The sequence below is a fragment of the Staphylococcus caledonicus genome, from assembly GCF_016238465.1.
In the GTDB taxonomy this organism is placed as follows: domain Bacteria; phylum Bacillota; class Bacilli; order Staphylococcales; family Staphylococcaceae; genus Staphylococcus; species Staphylococcus caledonicus.
The window spans coordinates 631,838-647,121 of record NZ_JABTXV010000001.1 but is presented as its reverse complement, the minus strand read 5'-3'; the positions used below and the strand labels follow the sequence as shown (position 1 = coordinate 647,121).

Here is a 15,284-nt window from a genome sequence, read left to right as displayed (position 1 = left end):
CCAGAGCGTTTGCCCTGGTCAACTATTACGATAGTTATTAGAAACCGAAGATTTTTCCTAATGCACTTACACCGTTTTCTACAATTCCTACGATGCTTGTACCTAATTTAGCCCAGTCTTTGTCTTGTCCTGCTTGTACTGCGTTTGCGATTGCTTCTGCGATTTTTTGCATTATAATCTCTCCATTTCTTTATTTTTTAATTTAGTAACTTTGTATTTGTATTATTGCTTAATTAGAAGCCGAAGATTTTTCCTAGAACGCTTACTCCGTTTTCTACGATACCCACGATGCTTGTACCTAATTTAGCCCAATCTTGGTTTTGGCCTGCTTGTACTGCGTTTGCGATTGCTTCTGCGATTTTTTGCATTATAATCTCTCCATTTCTTTGTTTATTTATTTAGTAAAATTATATTTTTAATTATTGCTTTATTAGAAACCGAAAATTTTTCCTAAGAAACTAATACCATTTTCTAAAATACCTACGATACTTGTACCTAATTTAGCCCAATCTTGGTTTTGGCCTGCTTGAACTGCATCTGAAATTGCTTGTACTATTTTCATATTAAATTCTCCATTCCTTTTTTAATTTTTTATATTAGAAACCTAAATATTTGCTTAATAAACCTACACCGTTTTCTACAATACCAACAATGCTTGTACCTAATTTAGTCCAATCACCATTAATGCCAGCTGTTACTGTATCTTTAATTGAGTTGAATAAACCTTCCATTTTATACACTCCTTAAATTTAATTGGTAAAATTCTTAAAACGATTGTTAGGTTGTTGTGTTTAACTATCGTTTTGATACTTATACTATATAGCCCTTTTCTCATCTATTGGCTCTTTTTTCTCAACTTGGACATTAATCATCAAAACTGTAAAACAAAGATTGTAAATCATACACTTAGGAATTCAAATATGTTTTGCAAAATCCGACAATTCTGTAAACGTTTACAATACTTTTACATTAGCTTTACAAAGCTTGTTAACATTTACTTTTCATTAATATAAGTACATGTATTTACTACTTATACTGTTTAATCATTGGAAATTATGATAAATACGGGAGATAAGGTGTTTTTGTAGTATAGTAAGTAATATATTTTCAATTCATTTATAAAAAGAGGTATTTTATGTATTTAATTTTAGCTATATTTATTTTTATTAGCGCTATTGTAAGTATGAGTTTTTCTATACAATCTAGCTATATTAGTCGATCAACCATTTCTTACTACGCCCTTTCACGCAGCCTTTCAGCAACTGTTCTTTCTATTATTACGTTAATTTTTATTAATAGTAATTTCTTAATTATTGTTTCAATATTAATGATACTTATACAGTTTTTTTTGGCTTTATAGGGTTAATTTCGAAAAATAAATTTAAAACTTTTGGGCCTTTCTTAACAGCGTTCATTAATTGTAGTTTATTAATTATTTTTATTATGATTTAAACTCTGATATATTGAAACGTCGCCCTATAGATAGAAATGTAAGTTACAATTACACGTAATTAGTGAAAAATATAAACTTTTTTTATATGATAACTATTGCTAAATAAGTTTTCTTTAGCTATAATAATTCTTGTGTTAAAAAATCATGTCCTGGTAGCTCAGCTGGATAGAGCAATGGCCTTCTAAGCCATCGGTCGGGGGTTCGAATCCCTCCCAGGACGTTAGTAAACGAAAATTAAACACTTTCCGAAAACAAAAAGCCCGCTATGACGGGCTTTTTTCTATATCCACTATTAATAACACACCATATAAAACTATTTTTTAGGGACTTTTTAGGGACCCGAGTCCCTCACATAAAAAAACCACACTCATAAGAACGTGGTTTGTGTTTTTTTGAAAATTACGCATAAAAAATAACCGTACCTATTAAGATACGGTTACCTAACCTAGGTTATATATGGTTTTTTAGATAAAATATCTAACAATATTGCCGTAAATGTTTCAACGACTTGTATATAATCTCATCCGCCAAGATGACAGTTATATTGTAACATAAAAAAATAGGACAAGCACCATTATGCTTATCCCTGTGTAATGTCGTGTGGTTATATTACATCAGATTACTTCCAAGTTATCTTGCCGAAATACTTCTCTTTCTTAATACGTTCCTGTTTATCTGTAATTTTACATAAAGCACAGTAGAAATAACCGGCACTAGGGTTAGTCGGATATTTAAACTTAGCCCACCAGTAACCATCTTTTTTAGTAATACTAACAAAGTCTACCCACTGATTAGGTAACAACCATGAACTAGCATCTACAACCGAACCTTTCAGTCCTACACTACGTCTAACTTTGATAGTTGAGTTAGTAGTAAATCGACCTTTCCAATTCCAGGTAATCTGTTTAGCTGGTTTTTTAGCACGTACGCGTGTAGTTAAAGTATTAGTTGATTTTTCGCTAAAGTTAGGACGAATAAACCACATTTCAGTTTCGTAATCATGTTTACGACGTGTAGCAGTTTCCCAACCTGACCCGTTATTAATAGGACCACAAGTCCAACCACCACCTAACCAGTTCTGCTCGATTACAACTATATAATCTAAAGTAGCCTCAACTACCCAAGCAACATGACCCCAACCTCCACCAAGTTGAGCGCCCCAAACAACTAAGTCGCCTGGCTTAGCTAAAAACTTAGGTGTGTTTTTGTGAACGGTTGCTTCTTTTTCGAAGTATTTTAGATTAATTGTGTTAAACGGAATATCTTTAGCACCGTCGCCTTTTAATCCATGACCAAACAACTTATCCCACCCAACGTTAGCATAATCAAAGCATTGGAACGCTGCGTACATATCAAAGTCGTATTGTTTACCTTCAGTAGATTTAAGCCACTTCACAAATTCATCACGTGTAAGGGTGGTAGCACCTTTTTTTACTGGGGTAGGAGTCGCTTTGACTTTAACATCTTTTTTGTAATATTTAGCTACTTGTTTATCTAGATTGCTCGTGCTGCGACCATAGCCACATGCTTGCAAAAGATTACCCGGATCTTGCTTATCCGATTGAATATCTTGATGTCCAGGCATACGCGTTTTATAGTCAATATTCCAATACTCTGCTAAGTACGCAAGTACGCGGGCGCCGTTATCTAGTGCTTTTAAAGAACGTTCTTTGTTATCGAAATAACAAATTTCTACACCAATCGCTACATCATTTGCATCTTTACCATACCAAAGGTTATCGGTTGGCGCGTCATAAAGTACATGCCATGCTTTCTCGGTTGTAGGAATGCAAATAATAGCTTCTTTATCATCTACAAAGATATGCGCACTTGCTACTTGGTTCCACGGTATATTATGCGTATTTTCGTAATAGTTAACGTTAGTTTGTGCAGATGTATTAGGGTTGCCAGTGTCGTGAGCAACAATAAATTGTGGTTTACCTCCGTCTAATTGTTCACCATAGCGCCGTGTTCCCTTAGTCAATAAATCGTAACGTACCTTTACGCCTTTCCAATTCTCAGTAGCCATTTATAACACTCCTATTTTAAATTGTTTTCTTTCAAATATTCTTCTTGCGCTTTTGAATGCGAATGAATAACATATGTGTTTTTATAAACACCATAAATTGCGATGACAAACGGTACTGCTGAAGTAGCAAAGTTCTGCCATGCGTCTAATTTTTCAGGCATTAAAAAAGGCACTTCTATACCACTCGCTTTCAAAGCAAGGTATAAAGCACCTAACATTCCACCTATCAAACCGATATACTGTTTTAATTTATCTGATGTCATTTTTGTCCTCCTTTTATTCAAAATAAAAAGCCGACCGAAGTCGACTTATCTCCCTGAAACTTTACCGTCAAATTCTGAAGTTGGTTTACCAGTTTTGACACGTATATCATTGTTACTATCTACCCAAATATATTTTGTACCTAACTGAATTAGGTTATTATTCCATGCGTGCGATTTTAAAGATAAATTACCGTTCACAATGAAACCGTCTTGCGCACCTTGTATCCAGTTTGTTGGTGCAAATGTACCATCACCTGCTTGAATAGAACCACTTACAAAATCAAATTTCAAACGTGGATAGATGTCCGTTGCACGTTTCATATTCATGTAGTTAGGTGCTAAAGATAAGTTATAGTTTGATTCTGCTTTGTCATCAATGTTTTCAGCACTTCCGATAATTTTAAATAATGGCGAGTTATCACTAAATTTATTTTGATAGCGATAGTTACCAGTGCTGGAGTTTACAGCTGCACGGTGTGATGTTTGAGATTGCAAAACATTACGTGATGAGTAATCATCTTCAACGATTTGGACTTGAGCTGATTGGTAACCTGATAAGATTGTGTTAAATTGTGTTGGTTTATCTGCACTGTTTGAAAAGAAGTTAATTGTATAAGGTGTATTCTCATTCTTTTCAAAACGTGCATTAAAGAATGTATTGTACATACCTTGCAATCTCACACCAATTTTTGCCACTTCGCCCTCGATGCTCGGTTTAGTCCAAAGATTGTTATTAATCATGTAAGGGTTAGTATCCGGCTTAGCTACATAGATTTGATAAATTCCGTCCATGTTTTTACCCTCATTAGAATAATGTGCATAACGACCACCATTAAATTGGTTCTCGTTAATCCATGATAGATCGTTTTCTTGGCCGACATATAAATTGATTTTGTTATTAATTAATGAGCCGATATTAAATGTGTTATAGCATAAACTTTTAGTTGCAGACATTCTAATACCTACATTGAAGTTTTCGACTCTACCGAAGGTTAAATGACTTTCTAGAACATTTAACACTTTAATTCCCATTGAATTAGGGGTATCCCAACTTCTAACTTTAGAAAATACGCTAGGTAAAGTAGAAATATGATTTTTTAAATAATCATCATCATTACCGTAGATAATAGCCGGTTTACCTGCCGTATCTGCAAGGATAGAACCTAAAGGCATATCTACAATGCAATTAATGTTAACTGTGTCAGTGATTAAAGCAGTCTCGTTAAATGTAGCAATACAGTTGTTTTTTGCACAATAATCTAGCGCTTTTTGTAGATTAACGGTATCGTCAGTTTTACCATCTCCAACTACACCTAATGTAGATAAGTCTGTTATTGATTTGTTGTTATTTGCGTCGCTTTTAATTTGCGTTTCGTATAACATATCTCCTTTTTGGCCATCTACACTATCAAACACACGTAAATTAACGCCGTCTTTAGTAGGCACGTTTTCAAAAATTAAAGATGAGCCATCTTTACCTCTAGGCCCCTGAGGTCCTTGTGGTCCGATTTCACCTTTGTCCCCTTTGAACTTATCAGGGTTTTCTACTAAATATGAATGAATATCATCTTTTAGCTCTTTTGTATATTCATCGGTTAATAACCCCATAGCATTTTCAGACATCACGTTTCTAACAAGCCTTTGCAATGAATCAACGTGTATTTCTTTCCCAATCGGACCATCGATTCCACTATCTCTAATAGTAAAAAAGAAATTCGCTACATGAACACTTGTTGTTTTATATTCTAAGAATAATTTAGCGTCCACTTTGCCAGCATGCTTAATCAATGCGTCACTTAGTTTGTATAAGATAACACCATCTTTAGGTAGTGGGATATCTAATGGTTCGTTTGTGAATATAGAACCATCTTGACAGAATAAATCTAGCCTAGGTTTCATGTTTGTGTCTGTAAAATCTACATTTACATGATTATCAGTTACAGTAATACGAATGTATGCATTTCCATCATCTTCTGTATAAAAATTGGCGTTAATATTGCCGTTTTCTGCCGTTGCCACATTAATGTTTGTTTCTATATCGCTCATTTTACCTAACATATATACACCTCTTATTTATAAATTAAGGCTACCTACTGTCAGTAGATAGCCCGTTATTTGTAATTATCTCGGATAAAGTACAAGCCTTTTAACCCTATTTTTTTGTAATAACTATAAATTGTGCTTGCTTGATGTTCACACCAACGTATATCTGTTGCGTATTGATGCGTAGCTGGATTTTTAGGGTTCCAACGCATACGGTATAATGTATTTTGCCCTACGTTGATAAAATCTTGTCTAACGAATTTGGCCCCTCCGATAATCGCTTTAGCTGGTGTAGTCCAACCTTTATTTCTAGCAAACGTCATCGCATAATTAGGATTATTATCATACGCACCAATGCCAAAGTAGTTATATACTCCTGCACGTCCACTTGCAAAGTATGAGGTGCCGTTACCACTTTCTAATAATGCGTGGGCGATTAAATAAATTTCGTTAATATTGTACTTTTTACAACCCTCTGCAAAAGCTTTACCTTGTCCTGCAAGTGTGCCTTTGCCTTTAAGGATAATATTCAGTTTCTCAACTGATACACCTTGATACTTACCTAGATTTAAAAACTGGTAAATTTGCGTTTTACTATTAAAAATCGTTGTTGGATTCATGGCGTTTTTAACTTGATTATTAGTAGGGCGATACCAGCTCACACCGTTACTAATTTGTGGATATCCTTTGGATAACTGTAAGTTAAGCGCCTGTTTGAATGAATAGTTACTCTTCTCAACTGTAATTTTAGCATCCTTCTCTTTAACACCGCTAACTACACCTGTTGTATTTTTGGCAGGCGTTGTTGCTTTTTTAGTATCTTTAGCCGTTTCAGTAGGTTTAAGTTTAATCGTATTTTTAATAGTAGTTGTAGTAATTGTTTCTGTGCGTAATTGGTCGCGTTTTAAGTACATTTCAATGATTTTCTTTTCGACATCTTTATATTTACTTTCGTCAGGTACACCTTTTTTTATCATGTCGTAATCAATTAAATCTTTCATCGTACGCCAAATATTATCATCAACTTTAATACTACTTTCAGATAACTTAATCTTGCTCCAACTTAACATCCATACGCCATAAACCAACGCTTGTATTTGATTAAGCATAAACTGACGCTTACTTTCTGTTTGAGCGCCACACACTTCTAACACTAACCAACCAGGATGTTCAGGCGCCTCAATATACCTTGATCTAGGCGTCCAAATTCGCTCCCTATCAATGTAAACGTGTGGATATTCATCGTCCGACACGTAACGCTTACGTTGTAAGTAAAGTTCTTCAACGTCACGTAGATAAGGACATTCTTTTATGTAAATGCCTTTAGGTGTTTCGAGTTGTTTACCCTCATCAATAATTAAATGGTAATTATATTCTAATTGCTTATCTAAAGTAAGTAAAAAGTCAGTATATTCTACTTTTTTAACTTCTTTAAAGTGTGGTTTTTTAGCCTCTCCGGTAGTTGTTACATCTTTAGAACTGTCATGTGGTTTAACATCCGGTCTGATATTAGTAGGCGTTTTAGGCTTAGTTGTTTCTTTAGGTGTCCCTGCATGTCTAACCTCTTTTTGATATGCCGGTCTAACAAACCCTGTAACACTTGTGTAACTATGCGTTACGTATGCGCCAGGACTACCCCAGTTATAGTTAGGTGGATATTCAGAGTGTACCCAATTCTGGTCCACTGTTCTAAAAGTCTTTTTATTAGAGGGACCTACAACTATACCAGTATGACCTGCCCAACCTATACCATTACCAGGGTGCCACACAGCTATATCTCCGGGAAGGGGGACGAAGTCTGGTGTATTTTTTATAAATTTAAAACCTTTAGGGTATTTATAATAAGCCATATCAACGGCGTTGCCCCACGTTCTAAAATGCCAATAGCGTTCGAATATATAGTTAGGTAAATCCCAACACTGGGGCCCCCCTCCAGACCCAGGTAAATCAATTCTTTTACCTATAACTGATTTTGCCCATGCTGCAACTTCTGACGCCGTTGGTTTACGGCTCTTTGGATTAGGCAATCCCATTTATACACCTCCAAAATAAAAAGCCGATACCGAAGTATCGACTTAATTAAATATTGCTTTTGCTAATTCAAATAAAGGTTTAAGTAACCATGCAGCACCACCGCCACCTACTGTAATAGTGAGGAGTTTCAATATGAAGTCACGATTTTCTTTACCTTTCATTTGAGCCAACTCATGTTCTTTTTCAAGTTGTTTTTTAAAACCTAAACTATCTTCTTCTAAATCTTCAACATCACTTTCGACTTTGCTTATGCGCTTTTCTTGATTGGATAAATGACCGTTGGTTTTTACAAGTTCATTTTTGATGTCTCTGTTAGTTTCTGCAACTGATTTCATAGTGGTATTTGTTTCGGTTAGCAAAACATGTAATGTATTGTATTGTGTTGTGTGTTTCTCATCTACCTCTCTGATGCGTTTGTTAATATTATCTATATCATTATAATATTCTCTAGGTAGCACTATCTCATTATTTTCGATAGAACAACACTCCTACATATCCATAGCCACCACTACCCATTGCCATAATGAGAAACGTTGCAGGTGTTAACCAATTTAGCGATTGGTCCATTCCTGCTAATGAAATAATGAAGAAGAACATAGAGCAAATAAAACCGCCTAGAATAAGCGATAAACTATATACCTTGTTAACCTTTCTATAAGGTAACGAGATACCAGCGATTACCAAAAGGACCCCTCCAATAAAGAAAGGAACGCCCCAAAACGATAGATTTATTAATTCGTGCATACTTTCGTATAACGGGCTATCATGTGCCGTTTCTTCCGAAGCAATTATCCAAAATAAACCTCTTATAACTGCCAACATACCCATTGTTATTAAAGAAACAACATTGATATATTCCATTTCGTTCTGTTGTGTTTTTTTATTCATATAACACCTCTTTGCTCAAATTAAAAAGCCACAAGCGCTAAGCCTGTGGTTCATCTATATATTCAATTCCTGTTAACTCTTTGTACTGTTCTGGCGTTACCCAACCACAACGTACATATAATTTAAATTTTCCCGGCGTGTAACGACCCTCTTTATACCATTTAATTACCCATTTACCCATTTAAATTACCTCCTTGAATTGACGCTATTTGTTCCGTTAAATCTACAAAAGCCGTTTTTAAACTATCAACTTCCGCGTTTGTTTTTGCTAACTGCTCTGTTAAATCTTCAATAACCATGTCTTTTTCATCAGGTTCAACTTTCGTTGGAATTACTGTTTTTTCGAATTCTTCTTTTGTTTGGCCAATCCATTCTTTACCATCATAATAAATAGGAGCGTATAAGCCGTCCGTTGGCTTATCTTCCGTCCATTTATCGCTTGGATATTCGTATTCGTCATCATCGTTTTTAAAGACTACAACCGGTTTGCCGTTTTTCCATAAATAAACAATTTTCATATTTTCACACCTTAATTTATAAATTTAATTTCTGAATAAATGTAATCATCTTTCGTCCATTCGCCAGTGATGTTTGATGTGTAGAAAACAATGTCGCCACTAGGTAAAATGTTTACATAACAACCAGGTTTATTTACTGAACTTACTACTGGAAAACTTTGTGCATTTTTGACTATGTTATTCGGTAACGTTGCGATTACTTGGCCAGATATTAGATTACTTGCATTTAGTCTCACGTGGTTAGTTACTACACCGTTTTGAGCCACTACTCTAAATGATGATTTAAAGCCGTTTCTATCGCTAAATACCGTATTAGCAACTGTCCCATTAACAATTGTTAAATCTACCCAACCAGTATCTTTAAAATCATTTACTTTTTCCCAAGCTAACCAACTATCACCAACTTTGGTACGAATATAAATCTCATTAGAATTGTACGGAGTGAAAATAAACTTGATATAGTTATTACTAACAAAGGTTGCGAATAAAACTCCATTTTTAGCACTAGCAGTTGGACCATTTAATGGTGTGTATAAATAGTAGAAACCAGATGTTGTAATCATAGTTAAAGGGTCATCAAAATCTAGGTTAGTTACTGATAAAGTAGCACCATTACTATCTGTTAGCTTAGAACGTTGCCAATCGTAACCACTCATTAAACTATCAACATCACCTTTAGTTAATGCCCCGTTGTTTTTAAATTGATTTACTTTATCATCAATAATACTATTTGCCTCTGCAATCTTACTTTCGAAAACTTGAGATTGATTATCTACATCGGCTTGAATAGCATTTTGTGCAAGTTCAAAACTACTTTGCACATCATTCTTTTTAGAGTCAATTTGAGCTAAACCATTAACGATTTGATTATTAATGTTTGATAAAGCGTCTACTTTTTTACTATCTATTGCGTTTAAACTATCATCTTTAGCTTGATTAATTGATTGGATAGCATTTTCTACTGTTTGTTTAATCGTTTCTAACATGCTTGAAGTTGCTTGAATATCTTGTTTCAAATCTTCAATTTTTTGTTCAATTACTGTACGTAAATCATCAAACATACGTATATAAGACACTTTAATGTCACTGCTAATTTGATTGACTAAACTATCTTTTACATCAAATTCAAATGTACCTAATACAACCGTATCATCATTGCCTTGTAACTTAACATCGTTTAATGATAAGTAAACTTCGCCTTTTACAGTTGAATTAGTAGCACTTTTTAAAAACCATTGAGGTACTGTTACTCCGATTAACCCTTTCATTGGATCAATATACTCAACATCTAACACACCTGATGTACTAGCACGTTCGGTTTGACTTCCATTCTGTGCTTTAAAAAAGGCATATCCTTTAACGTTGTTATTAGAGATTAATAAAGGTTTTTTATTCTTTGTAACAATAAATTGGAATTGAGCAGTATTTTTGTCTAAATTATAAAAACCAATACCTTTGTTAGATATTGGTTTTAAGTATGCCTCTTCTTCTAAATTAATCTTTGCGATTTTTTCTAATTCCATTATTTAGGCACCCCCCACGTTACTAATGCGATAGCGTATCCACGTTCTTCGGTATAAGGTGTAGTAATCTCTTGTACCCAACCGTGACCGTTTGCATTGTCTTTATAGCCAATACCAGCACGTGCATTAACATAATCATTAGCTACTACATCTTTTTCTACGTTTGTATAAATTTGACCTAACAAACCTACTGTGTTCCACTCTGGTCGTTCAGAACGTGATAAGTAAGCTAAATTACTATCATAATCAGGGTTTTCGACTGGTTCGTCTCGCCATTCAAAAATCGAATTACCATTATCATCAATAAATTCTTTTTGAACACGTTTAGTAATTGTCATACCGTATTCATTTTGTAAGTATCTATCCTTGTGATGATATGTCTTATCGTTAGCCACAAGTGCAGCAGTGCCAGATATAACACCTAAGATACGGTCATTCGGTTGTGCTTTTCTAATTTTGCCGTTATCTAATGTAACGATTGTACCTAAATCTATTGCCTGGCCACTTTGACTTTCAAACAACTCTGCAATATCAGCGTTGTTTTGAGTTAGTTTGCCTGCAAGTGTTAAATCACCTTTCAATGTATTGAAATCAACTTTAATGTTTGAAGTTGAGGGACCACCTTTGTCGTTGTAACCGGCTACTGCGTGATAACTTCCAGGCGATTTAACATTACGGCTTGCAAATACCATTTGCGTATGACTATCTTTGTCCGTTTCTGAACTTAATGAATTCATAACACTACTTCTAGAACCATACGCTTTAGAACTTTGACCAGAACCAATTACATAACTACGTGCGTTATAAGCTTTAGAGCCACCGGTTGATGCAATCACTGCGCTTTGGTCTGCAATTCCTGACGAACCACTTGAGGCAATACTAGCTCCACCTTTCAAAACAGTAGGTACAGTATTGTATGTTTCACCTGCTATTTTAGCTGCGTTAGTATAACCTGTTGCTGTAACACCGCTAATAATAGTGGTATTGTTAAATAATTCTACACCAACACCTGTTCCAATACCTTTTAAGTTACAATTTGTGATTTTCAAATCATAAATTCCTGAACCACCTGAAATACCAACTTTTTGTGATGAGCCGAATATATTAATGTTATTCAAGATAAATTTATAACCTTTGTTGTCGCCACCATATATCTTAATATCGGCGCCGGCGTTTTTGAAGTTAACAATATTAATGTTATTCAAAATGATGTTCTCACACATAAATTGAACGGCGATTACCGGTTGTTCAGTATCTAATTTACCGTTATCTAATTTACCGAAATCTCCGTCGCCTACTGCTGTGAAGTTGTTAATGGTTACATTACGGTAAGCACTGATAACTAACGCTCTAGGCGTTGAACCTGTATAAACACCATTGTATTTAGGATACATAGCCGTACAGTTATTTAGTACAACGCTATCTGCCGTTTTCGTAGGTGTATCTGTCTTTTTAAGGTGGTGGCCAATGTGTCTAATGTTATATGAGCGTATATCTTCTACTGATTGATGATTGTTAACAAATATACATCTTGCAGCGCTAGTTGGTGCATGTGCTTTAATTTCTAAGCCGCCGAAGTTATGTTCAGTTTTGTTATCTGATAAGTAGATTTGTTGTGAACCGTCATCAATTTCAATACCGTTGTTATTACCACCTGTAATGGTTGGGTGGTGTGCATAACAGTTTGTGATAGTAATATTACGTGAATGGTGCGTTGTGATACCGTCGTCTCCATGTGCGTAAACTTCGCAATTGTCAATATGAATAAATTGGCTTTCAGTTGATCTAGGTACACGGTTACCGTCGCCTTGATAGTAATAATCGTCACTAGCATACGTAACATCAATACAATGTAGTAACGCGTCGTGTGATACAATGTTGTAGATGTAACCATTCGTTACGCCGGCAAATCTGATATTACTTGAACGTGAACCTCCGGCAGGTTTAAGTGTTTTATTTTGTCTAAACTTATTACCGTCAAACTCAAAGTTCTCTAAACCAATATTTCTAGCTGCGCCACTCATTTTTAGGTTAGTAATACCTATATTTTGTGCCGGTGTGCTATCCATAAATTTAATTTTAGTAATACCTTTACCTTGTCCAACTAAACGGGAATTGTTAGGCATTTTAATACCTGTTGTTAAGTATGTACCGGCGCTCATATTAACTGTTACATTACCGTTGCCTAATGCTTGTTCAAACGCTTTGGTACTATCTTGTTGCCCTGTTGGATCAGCACCAAAGTCGTCAACGCTTACATTTCGTTTTAATTTTAATTCAAATTCTTTGCGTAACTCGTCCATACTCTTTTTCTGTTTTTGAAAATCATAAAACAAACGATTAGATAAATCATCATGGTTATTCCCGTCAATACTAGTACGTGAGGCTTTCAGTTCTGAAATGCCGTCGCCGTTATGACCTAATACTAAGTTAGTAGTCTTACTATTTAGATAATCTAAATAGTTTTCTACTGTCGTATCAGAATAAGTAATTTGCGATGATTTATGCGCTTTATCATCCTTTGTTTTATGGGAATTGAGGTCACTTTCTAAATCGCCCGTCCAGCCTTTGATAGTTTCAAAGTTTTGTTGAACTTGAGACACAAGTTTTGACCCCATAGCAGAATGTAGCTTAGTTATTAAATCGTTTAGGTTTATCATTTAATCCCACCTATTCATCGTAAAATTGGTAATAATCTTTAATTAATTCATACATAACAACCTCATGGCCTTTTTCATTAAGATGTACGCCGTCTGGCATACTAGATTTACGGAAAGCCGGGCTATAAGGTTTAAATGCCTCATATCTATAAGCGTCAAATACTGGTACGTTTAAAGTGTTGCAGATGTCGATTTGAGTATTAACATAATCAACTAAAGTTAGCCCTTTGTCGTTTTTATCAGTATCTTTACGTTTGATTGTTGAACCGTCAACGTAACATTGGCGTGTAGCCGTCATCACTAATAATTTAGCTTTAGGATTGTTTGATTTAATCTTTTCAATCGCACTATAAAAGGCACCGTAAAACGTTTTTAAGTCCGTTTTATCAGTGCCTATATCTGCATTGCTAATCCAATCGTCATCAGTGCCTTGTACTATGATTAAATCGCCTTTAATTCTAGTTGCTTGGTCGTAAACGCTATTTTCTTTGTTGATTGACATCGTAGCGCCACTTACAGCTAGGTTAGTTGGCTTAGCTTTAATCTTTGTGGCTAATAATTGTGTAAAGTTAGTTTTTGCATATGATCCTTTAGCCACACTATCGCCAATCGTACCAATCGTTTTAACTTTTTTGATACTAGATTTGCTAGAGAAGTCATGCACAATCGTACCGTTAGCAGTAGTTACGCTTTTAGCGTCTGCTTTATTAAGTTTCGCTTTGAGGTCGTCAGTTTTACCTAGTAAATCTTGTGCAGTTTTAGTATTGGCATTAGTTTGTGTTTGTAATTCTTGTTGTGTTTTAGCAGGGTTATTCGATTTTAAGTTAGTTACATACTTAGCAGCTTTACTTACTGCTTTAACATATCTATCTTGTAATCTAAATTCACCCAAAACTACATCCATTTTAATAATCTTGTTGTTGATATCACGTGTTGTAGTCGTTTCGATTATCCTCAAATTCTCATTTAAGCCAATCAAATCATCAATTACATTTACAATATCGCCGACCTTTGGCAGAGCATTTGGAAAGTATTTTTTAAGTAATACAAAATCTAGCGTTACTGATGTTTTAATACTTTCATTTATCACTTGTTCCATTTTACTTTTCAACGTATCTTCTTTAGTAATTCGTCCATTTTGTACAGGTGGCGCATGTCGTTTACCGATTAAGTCGGCCAAAGGAGAGGTGTACTCAAATTGCAAACTAGCCTCATTATAAGTTTGTTGGTCGTCGAAACCACCATAACCTTTAATAAAGGTGTAGCATTTTGTAGCGTCCTCTTCTATTTTAATATTATTGGCATTTACGCCAGCTTTAATATAATAGTCCGCCTTACGCTCAATATAATCGTATAAATGGAATGTTTTAGTGTTAGGATCATAAATATATTCTAGATTATAAGCCTCTAGCCCCTTTTTAAATAAATCTAGGTTAGTATCACAATTGCCTAGATTTTCAAATTTCGAACTATACACTTTAGCGTGTAAATTATATTTATAACCAGTCCCTTTAAATACTAAATCGAAATACTTTTGACCAGTAAAACTACCATTATAAGTTTCATACACACGACTATTGTTTAAATCGTCTATTTGAACTGGTCGAGCTTTAATGGTTAGTTTAGTCTTTTTATTTTTAGTTGTTTTATCTAACATTACAATTCGATATTCATTGAAATCATCAGTACCTCCAACTTCTGCGATAGTCCACATTTTAGTAACTGCACCGATTGCGTCGAAAGTACCTTTATTTTCATCAATCTCAATATCCAAAGTGCCGTCAAAGTCATTCAACTTCTCATTAAGCTTAGTGCCTACTGGTAAGGCTTGACCGACGCCTTGTAATGTTTTTAAAGATATTGGCATTCAATC

The 15,284-nt window shown here is 34.8% G+C and carries 15 protein-coding genes and 1 tRNA gene; 1 reads left to right on the top strand and 15 read right to left on the bottom strand.

Going from position 1 to position 15,284, the window contains the following annotated elements; genetic code table 11:
• Positions 1–37 precede the first annotated feature (37 nt).
• The 4 genes from HS848_RS03380 to HS848_RS03365 all read right to left on the bottom strand — a co-directional run bounded on the left by HS848_RS03380 (position 38) and on the right by HS848_RS03365 (position 731).
• Positions 38–172 (bottom strand): beta-class phenol-soluble modulin, encoded by a 135-nt coding sequence (locus tag HS848_RS03380; RefSeq protein WP_103167486.1) that lies wholly within the window; start codon positions 170–172, stop codon positions 38–40.
• 61 nt (positions 173–233) lie between these two features.
• Positions 234–368: a beta-class phenol-soluble modulin gene (locus HS848_RS03375; RefSeq protein ID WP_107506785.1), complete on the bottom strand. Its 135-nt coding sequence runs from the start codon at positions 366–368 to the stop codon at positions 234–236.
• 62 nt (positions 369–430) lie between these two features.
• Entirely contained in the window at positions 431–562 is a 132-nt protein-coding gene (locus HS848_RS03370) for a beta-class phenol-soluble modulin (RefSeq protein ID WP_103167485.1), read from the bottom strand.
• 34 nt (positions 563–596) lie between these two features.
• Positions 597–731 carry a beta-class phenol-soluble modulin gene (locus HS848_RS03365; protein ID WP_103167484.1) on the bottom strand — a complete coding sequence of 45 codons (135 nt, stop codon included), beginning with the start codon at positions 729–731 and terminating at the stop codon, positions 597–599.
• A gap of 868 nt (positions 732–1,599) precedes the next feature.
• Between HS848_RS03365 and HS848_RS03360 the strand changes: the two genes are divergently transcribed.
• Positions 1,600–1,673 (top strand) — tRNA-Arg (locus HS848_RS03360).
• 399 nt (positions 1,674–2,072) lie between these two features.
• Here the strand turns inward: HS848_RS03360 and HS848_RS12905 are convergent.
• From HS848_RS12905 to HS848_RS03305, 11 genes are read right to left on the bottom strand one after another with little or no spacing between them, the layout of a single operon-like run.
• Positions 2,073–3,482: an N-acetylmuramoyl-L-alanine amidase gene (locus HS848_RS12905; protein WP_198611260.1), complete on the bottom strand. Its 1,410-nt coding sequence runs from the start codon at positions 3,480–3,482 to the stop codon at positions 2,073–2,075.
• A gap of 11 nt (positions 3,483–3,493) precedes the next feature.
• Positions 3,494–3,745 (bottom strand): phage holin, encoded by a 252-nt coding sequence (locus HS848_RS03350; RefSeq protein ID WP_107641246.1) that lies wholly within the window; start codon positions 3,743–3,745, stop codon positions 3,494–3,496.
• Positions 3,746–3,790: 45 nt separating this feature from the next.
• A complete protein-coding gene (locus tag HS848_RS03345; RefSeq protein ID WP_198611259.1) occupies positions 3,791–5,803 on the bottom strand; it encodes a BppU family phage baseplate upper protein in 2,013 nt (670 codons plus the stop codon).
• Positions 5,804–5,856: 53 nt separating this feature from the next.
• Positions 5,857–7,821 carry a glucosaminidase domain-containing protein gene (locus HS848_RS03340; protein WP_198611258.1) on the bottom strand — a complete coding sequence of 655 codons (1,965 nt, stop codon included), beginning with the start codon at positions 7,819–7,821 and terminating at the stop codon, positions 5,857–5,859.
• 42 nt (positions 7,822–7,863) lie between these two features.
• On the bottom strand, positions 7,864–8,280 hold the full coding sequence (locus tag HS848_RS03335) for a hypothetical protein (RefSeq protein WP_232806062.1): 417 nt from the start codon (positions 8,278–8,280) through the stop codon (positions 7,864–7,866).
• A 7-nt stretch (positions 8,281–8,287) separates the two neighbouring features.
• On the bottom strand, positions 8,288–8,710 hold the full coding sequence (locus tag HS848_RS03330) for a hypothetical protein (RefSeq protein ID WP_198611257.1): 423 nt from the start codon (positions 8,708–8,710) through the stop codon (positions 8,288–8,290).
• Between the two features lie 37 nt (positions 8,711–8,747).
• The gene (locus tag HS848_RS03325) at positions 8,748–8,891 is read right to left on the bottom strand and encodes an XkdX family protein (protein WP_198611256.1); all 144 of its coding nucleotides are present in this window, start codon (positions 8,889–8,891) and stop codon (positions 8,748–8,750) included.
• Entirely contained in the window at positions 8,884–9,228 is a 345-nt protein-coding gene (locus tag HS848_RS03320) for a hypothetical protein (RefSeq protein WP_198611255.1), read from the bottom strand. The genes HS848_RS03325 and HS848_RS03320 overlap by 8 nt, the downstream gene beginning before the upstream one ends.
• An 11-nt stretch (positions 9,229–9,239) precedes the next feature.
• Positions 9,240–10,751: a BppU family phage baseplate upper protein gene (locus HS848_RS03315; protein ID WP_198611254.1), complete on the bottom strand. Its 1,512-nt coding sequence runs from the start codon at positions 10,749–10,751 to the stop codon at positions 9,240–9,242.
• Positions 10,751–13,408, bottom strand: coding sequence for a peptidase G2 autoproteolytic cleavage domain-containing protein (locus HS848_RS03310; RefSeq protein WP_198611683.1), 2,658 nt, complete (start codon positions 13,406–13,408; stop codon positions 10,751–10,753). Before HS848_RS03310 ends, HS848_RS03315 begins: the two co-directional genes overlap by 1 nt.
• A 13-nt stretch (positions 13,409–13,421) precedes the next feature.
• Positions 13,422–15,278, bottom strand: coding sequence for an SGNH/GDSL hydrolase family protein (locus HS848_RS03305; protein WP_198611253.1), 1,857 nt, complete (start codon positions 15,276–15,278; stop codon positions 13,422–13,424).
• Positions 15,279–15,284 lie beyond the last annotated feature (6 nt).

What these genes read in the sequence shown, in the direction of transcription:
- HS848_RS03380 (WP_103167486.1), bottom strand. Translation starts at nt 172, where the DNA reads ATGCAAAAAATCGCAGAAGCAATCGCAAACGCAGTACAAGCAGGACAA.
- HS848_RS03375 (WP_107506785.1), bottom strand. Translation starts at nt 368, where the DNA reads ATGCAAAAAATCGCAGAAGCAATCGCAAACGCAGTACAAGCAGGCCAA.
- HS848_RS03370 (WP_103167485.1), bottom strand. Translation starts at nt 562, where the DNA reads ATGAAAATAGTACAAGCAATTTCAGATGCAGTTCAAGCAGGCCAAAAC.
- HS848_RS03365 (WP_103167484.1), bottom strand. Translation starts at nt 731, where the DNA reads ATGGAAGGTTTATTCAACTCAATTAAAGATACAGTAACAGCTGGCATT.
- HS848_RS12905 (WP_198611260.1), bottom strand. Translation starts at nt 3,482, where the DNA reads ATGGCTACTGAGAATTGGAAAGGCGTAAAGGTACGTTACGATTTATTG.
- HS848_RS03350 (WP_107641246.1), bottom strand. Translation starts at nt 3,745, where the DNA reads ATGACATCAGATAAATTAAAACAGTATATCGGTTTGATAGGTGGAATG.
- HS848_RS03345 (WP_198611259.1), bottom strand. Translation starts at nt 5,803, where the DNA reads ATGTTAGGTAAAATGAGCGATATAGAAACAAACATTAATGTGGCAACG.
- HS848_RS03340 (WP_198611258.1), bottom strand. Translation starts at nt 7,821, where the DNA reads ATGGGATTGCCTAATCCAAAGAGCCGTAAACCAACGGCGTCAGAAGTT.
- HS848_RS03330 (WP_198611257.1), bottom strand. Translation starts at nt 8,710, where the DNA reads ATGAATAAAAAAACACAACAGAACGAAATGGAATATATCAATGTTGTT.
- HS848_RS03325 (WP_198611256.1), bottom strand. Translation starts at nt 8,891, where the DNA reads ATGGGTAAATGGGTAATTAAATGGTATAAAGAGGGTCGTTACACGCCG.
- HS848_RS03320 (WP_198611255.1), bottom strand. Translation starts at nt 9,228, where the DNA reads ATGAAAATTGTTTATTTATGGAAAAACGGCAAACCGGTTGTAGTCTTT.
- HS848_RS03315 (WP_198611254.1), bottom strand. Translation starts at nt 10,751, where the DNA reads ATGGAATTAGAAAAAATCGCAAAGATTAATTTAGAAGAAGAGGCATAC.
- HS848_RS03305 (WP_198611253.1), bottom strand. Translation starts at nt 15,278, where the DNA reads ATGCCAATATCTTTAAAAACATTACAAGGCGTCGGTCAAGCCTTACCA.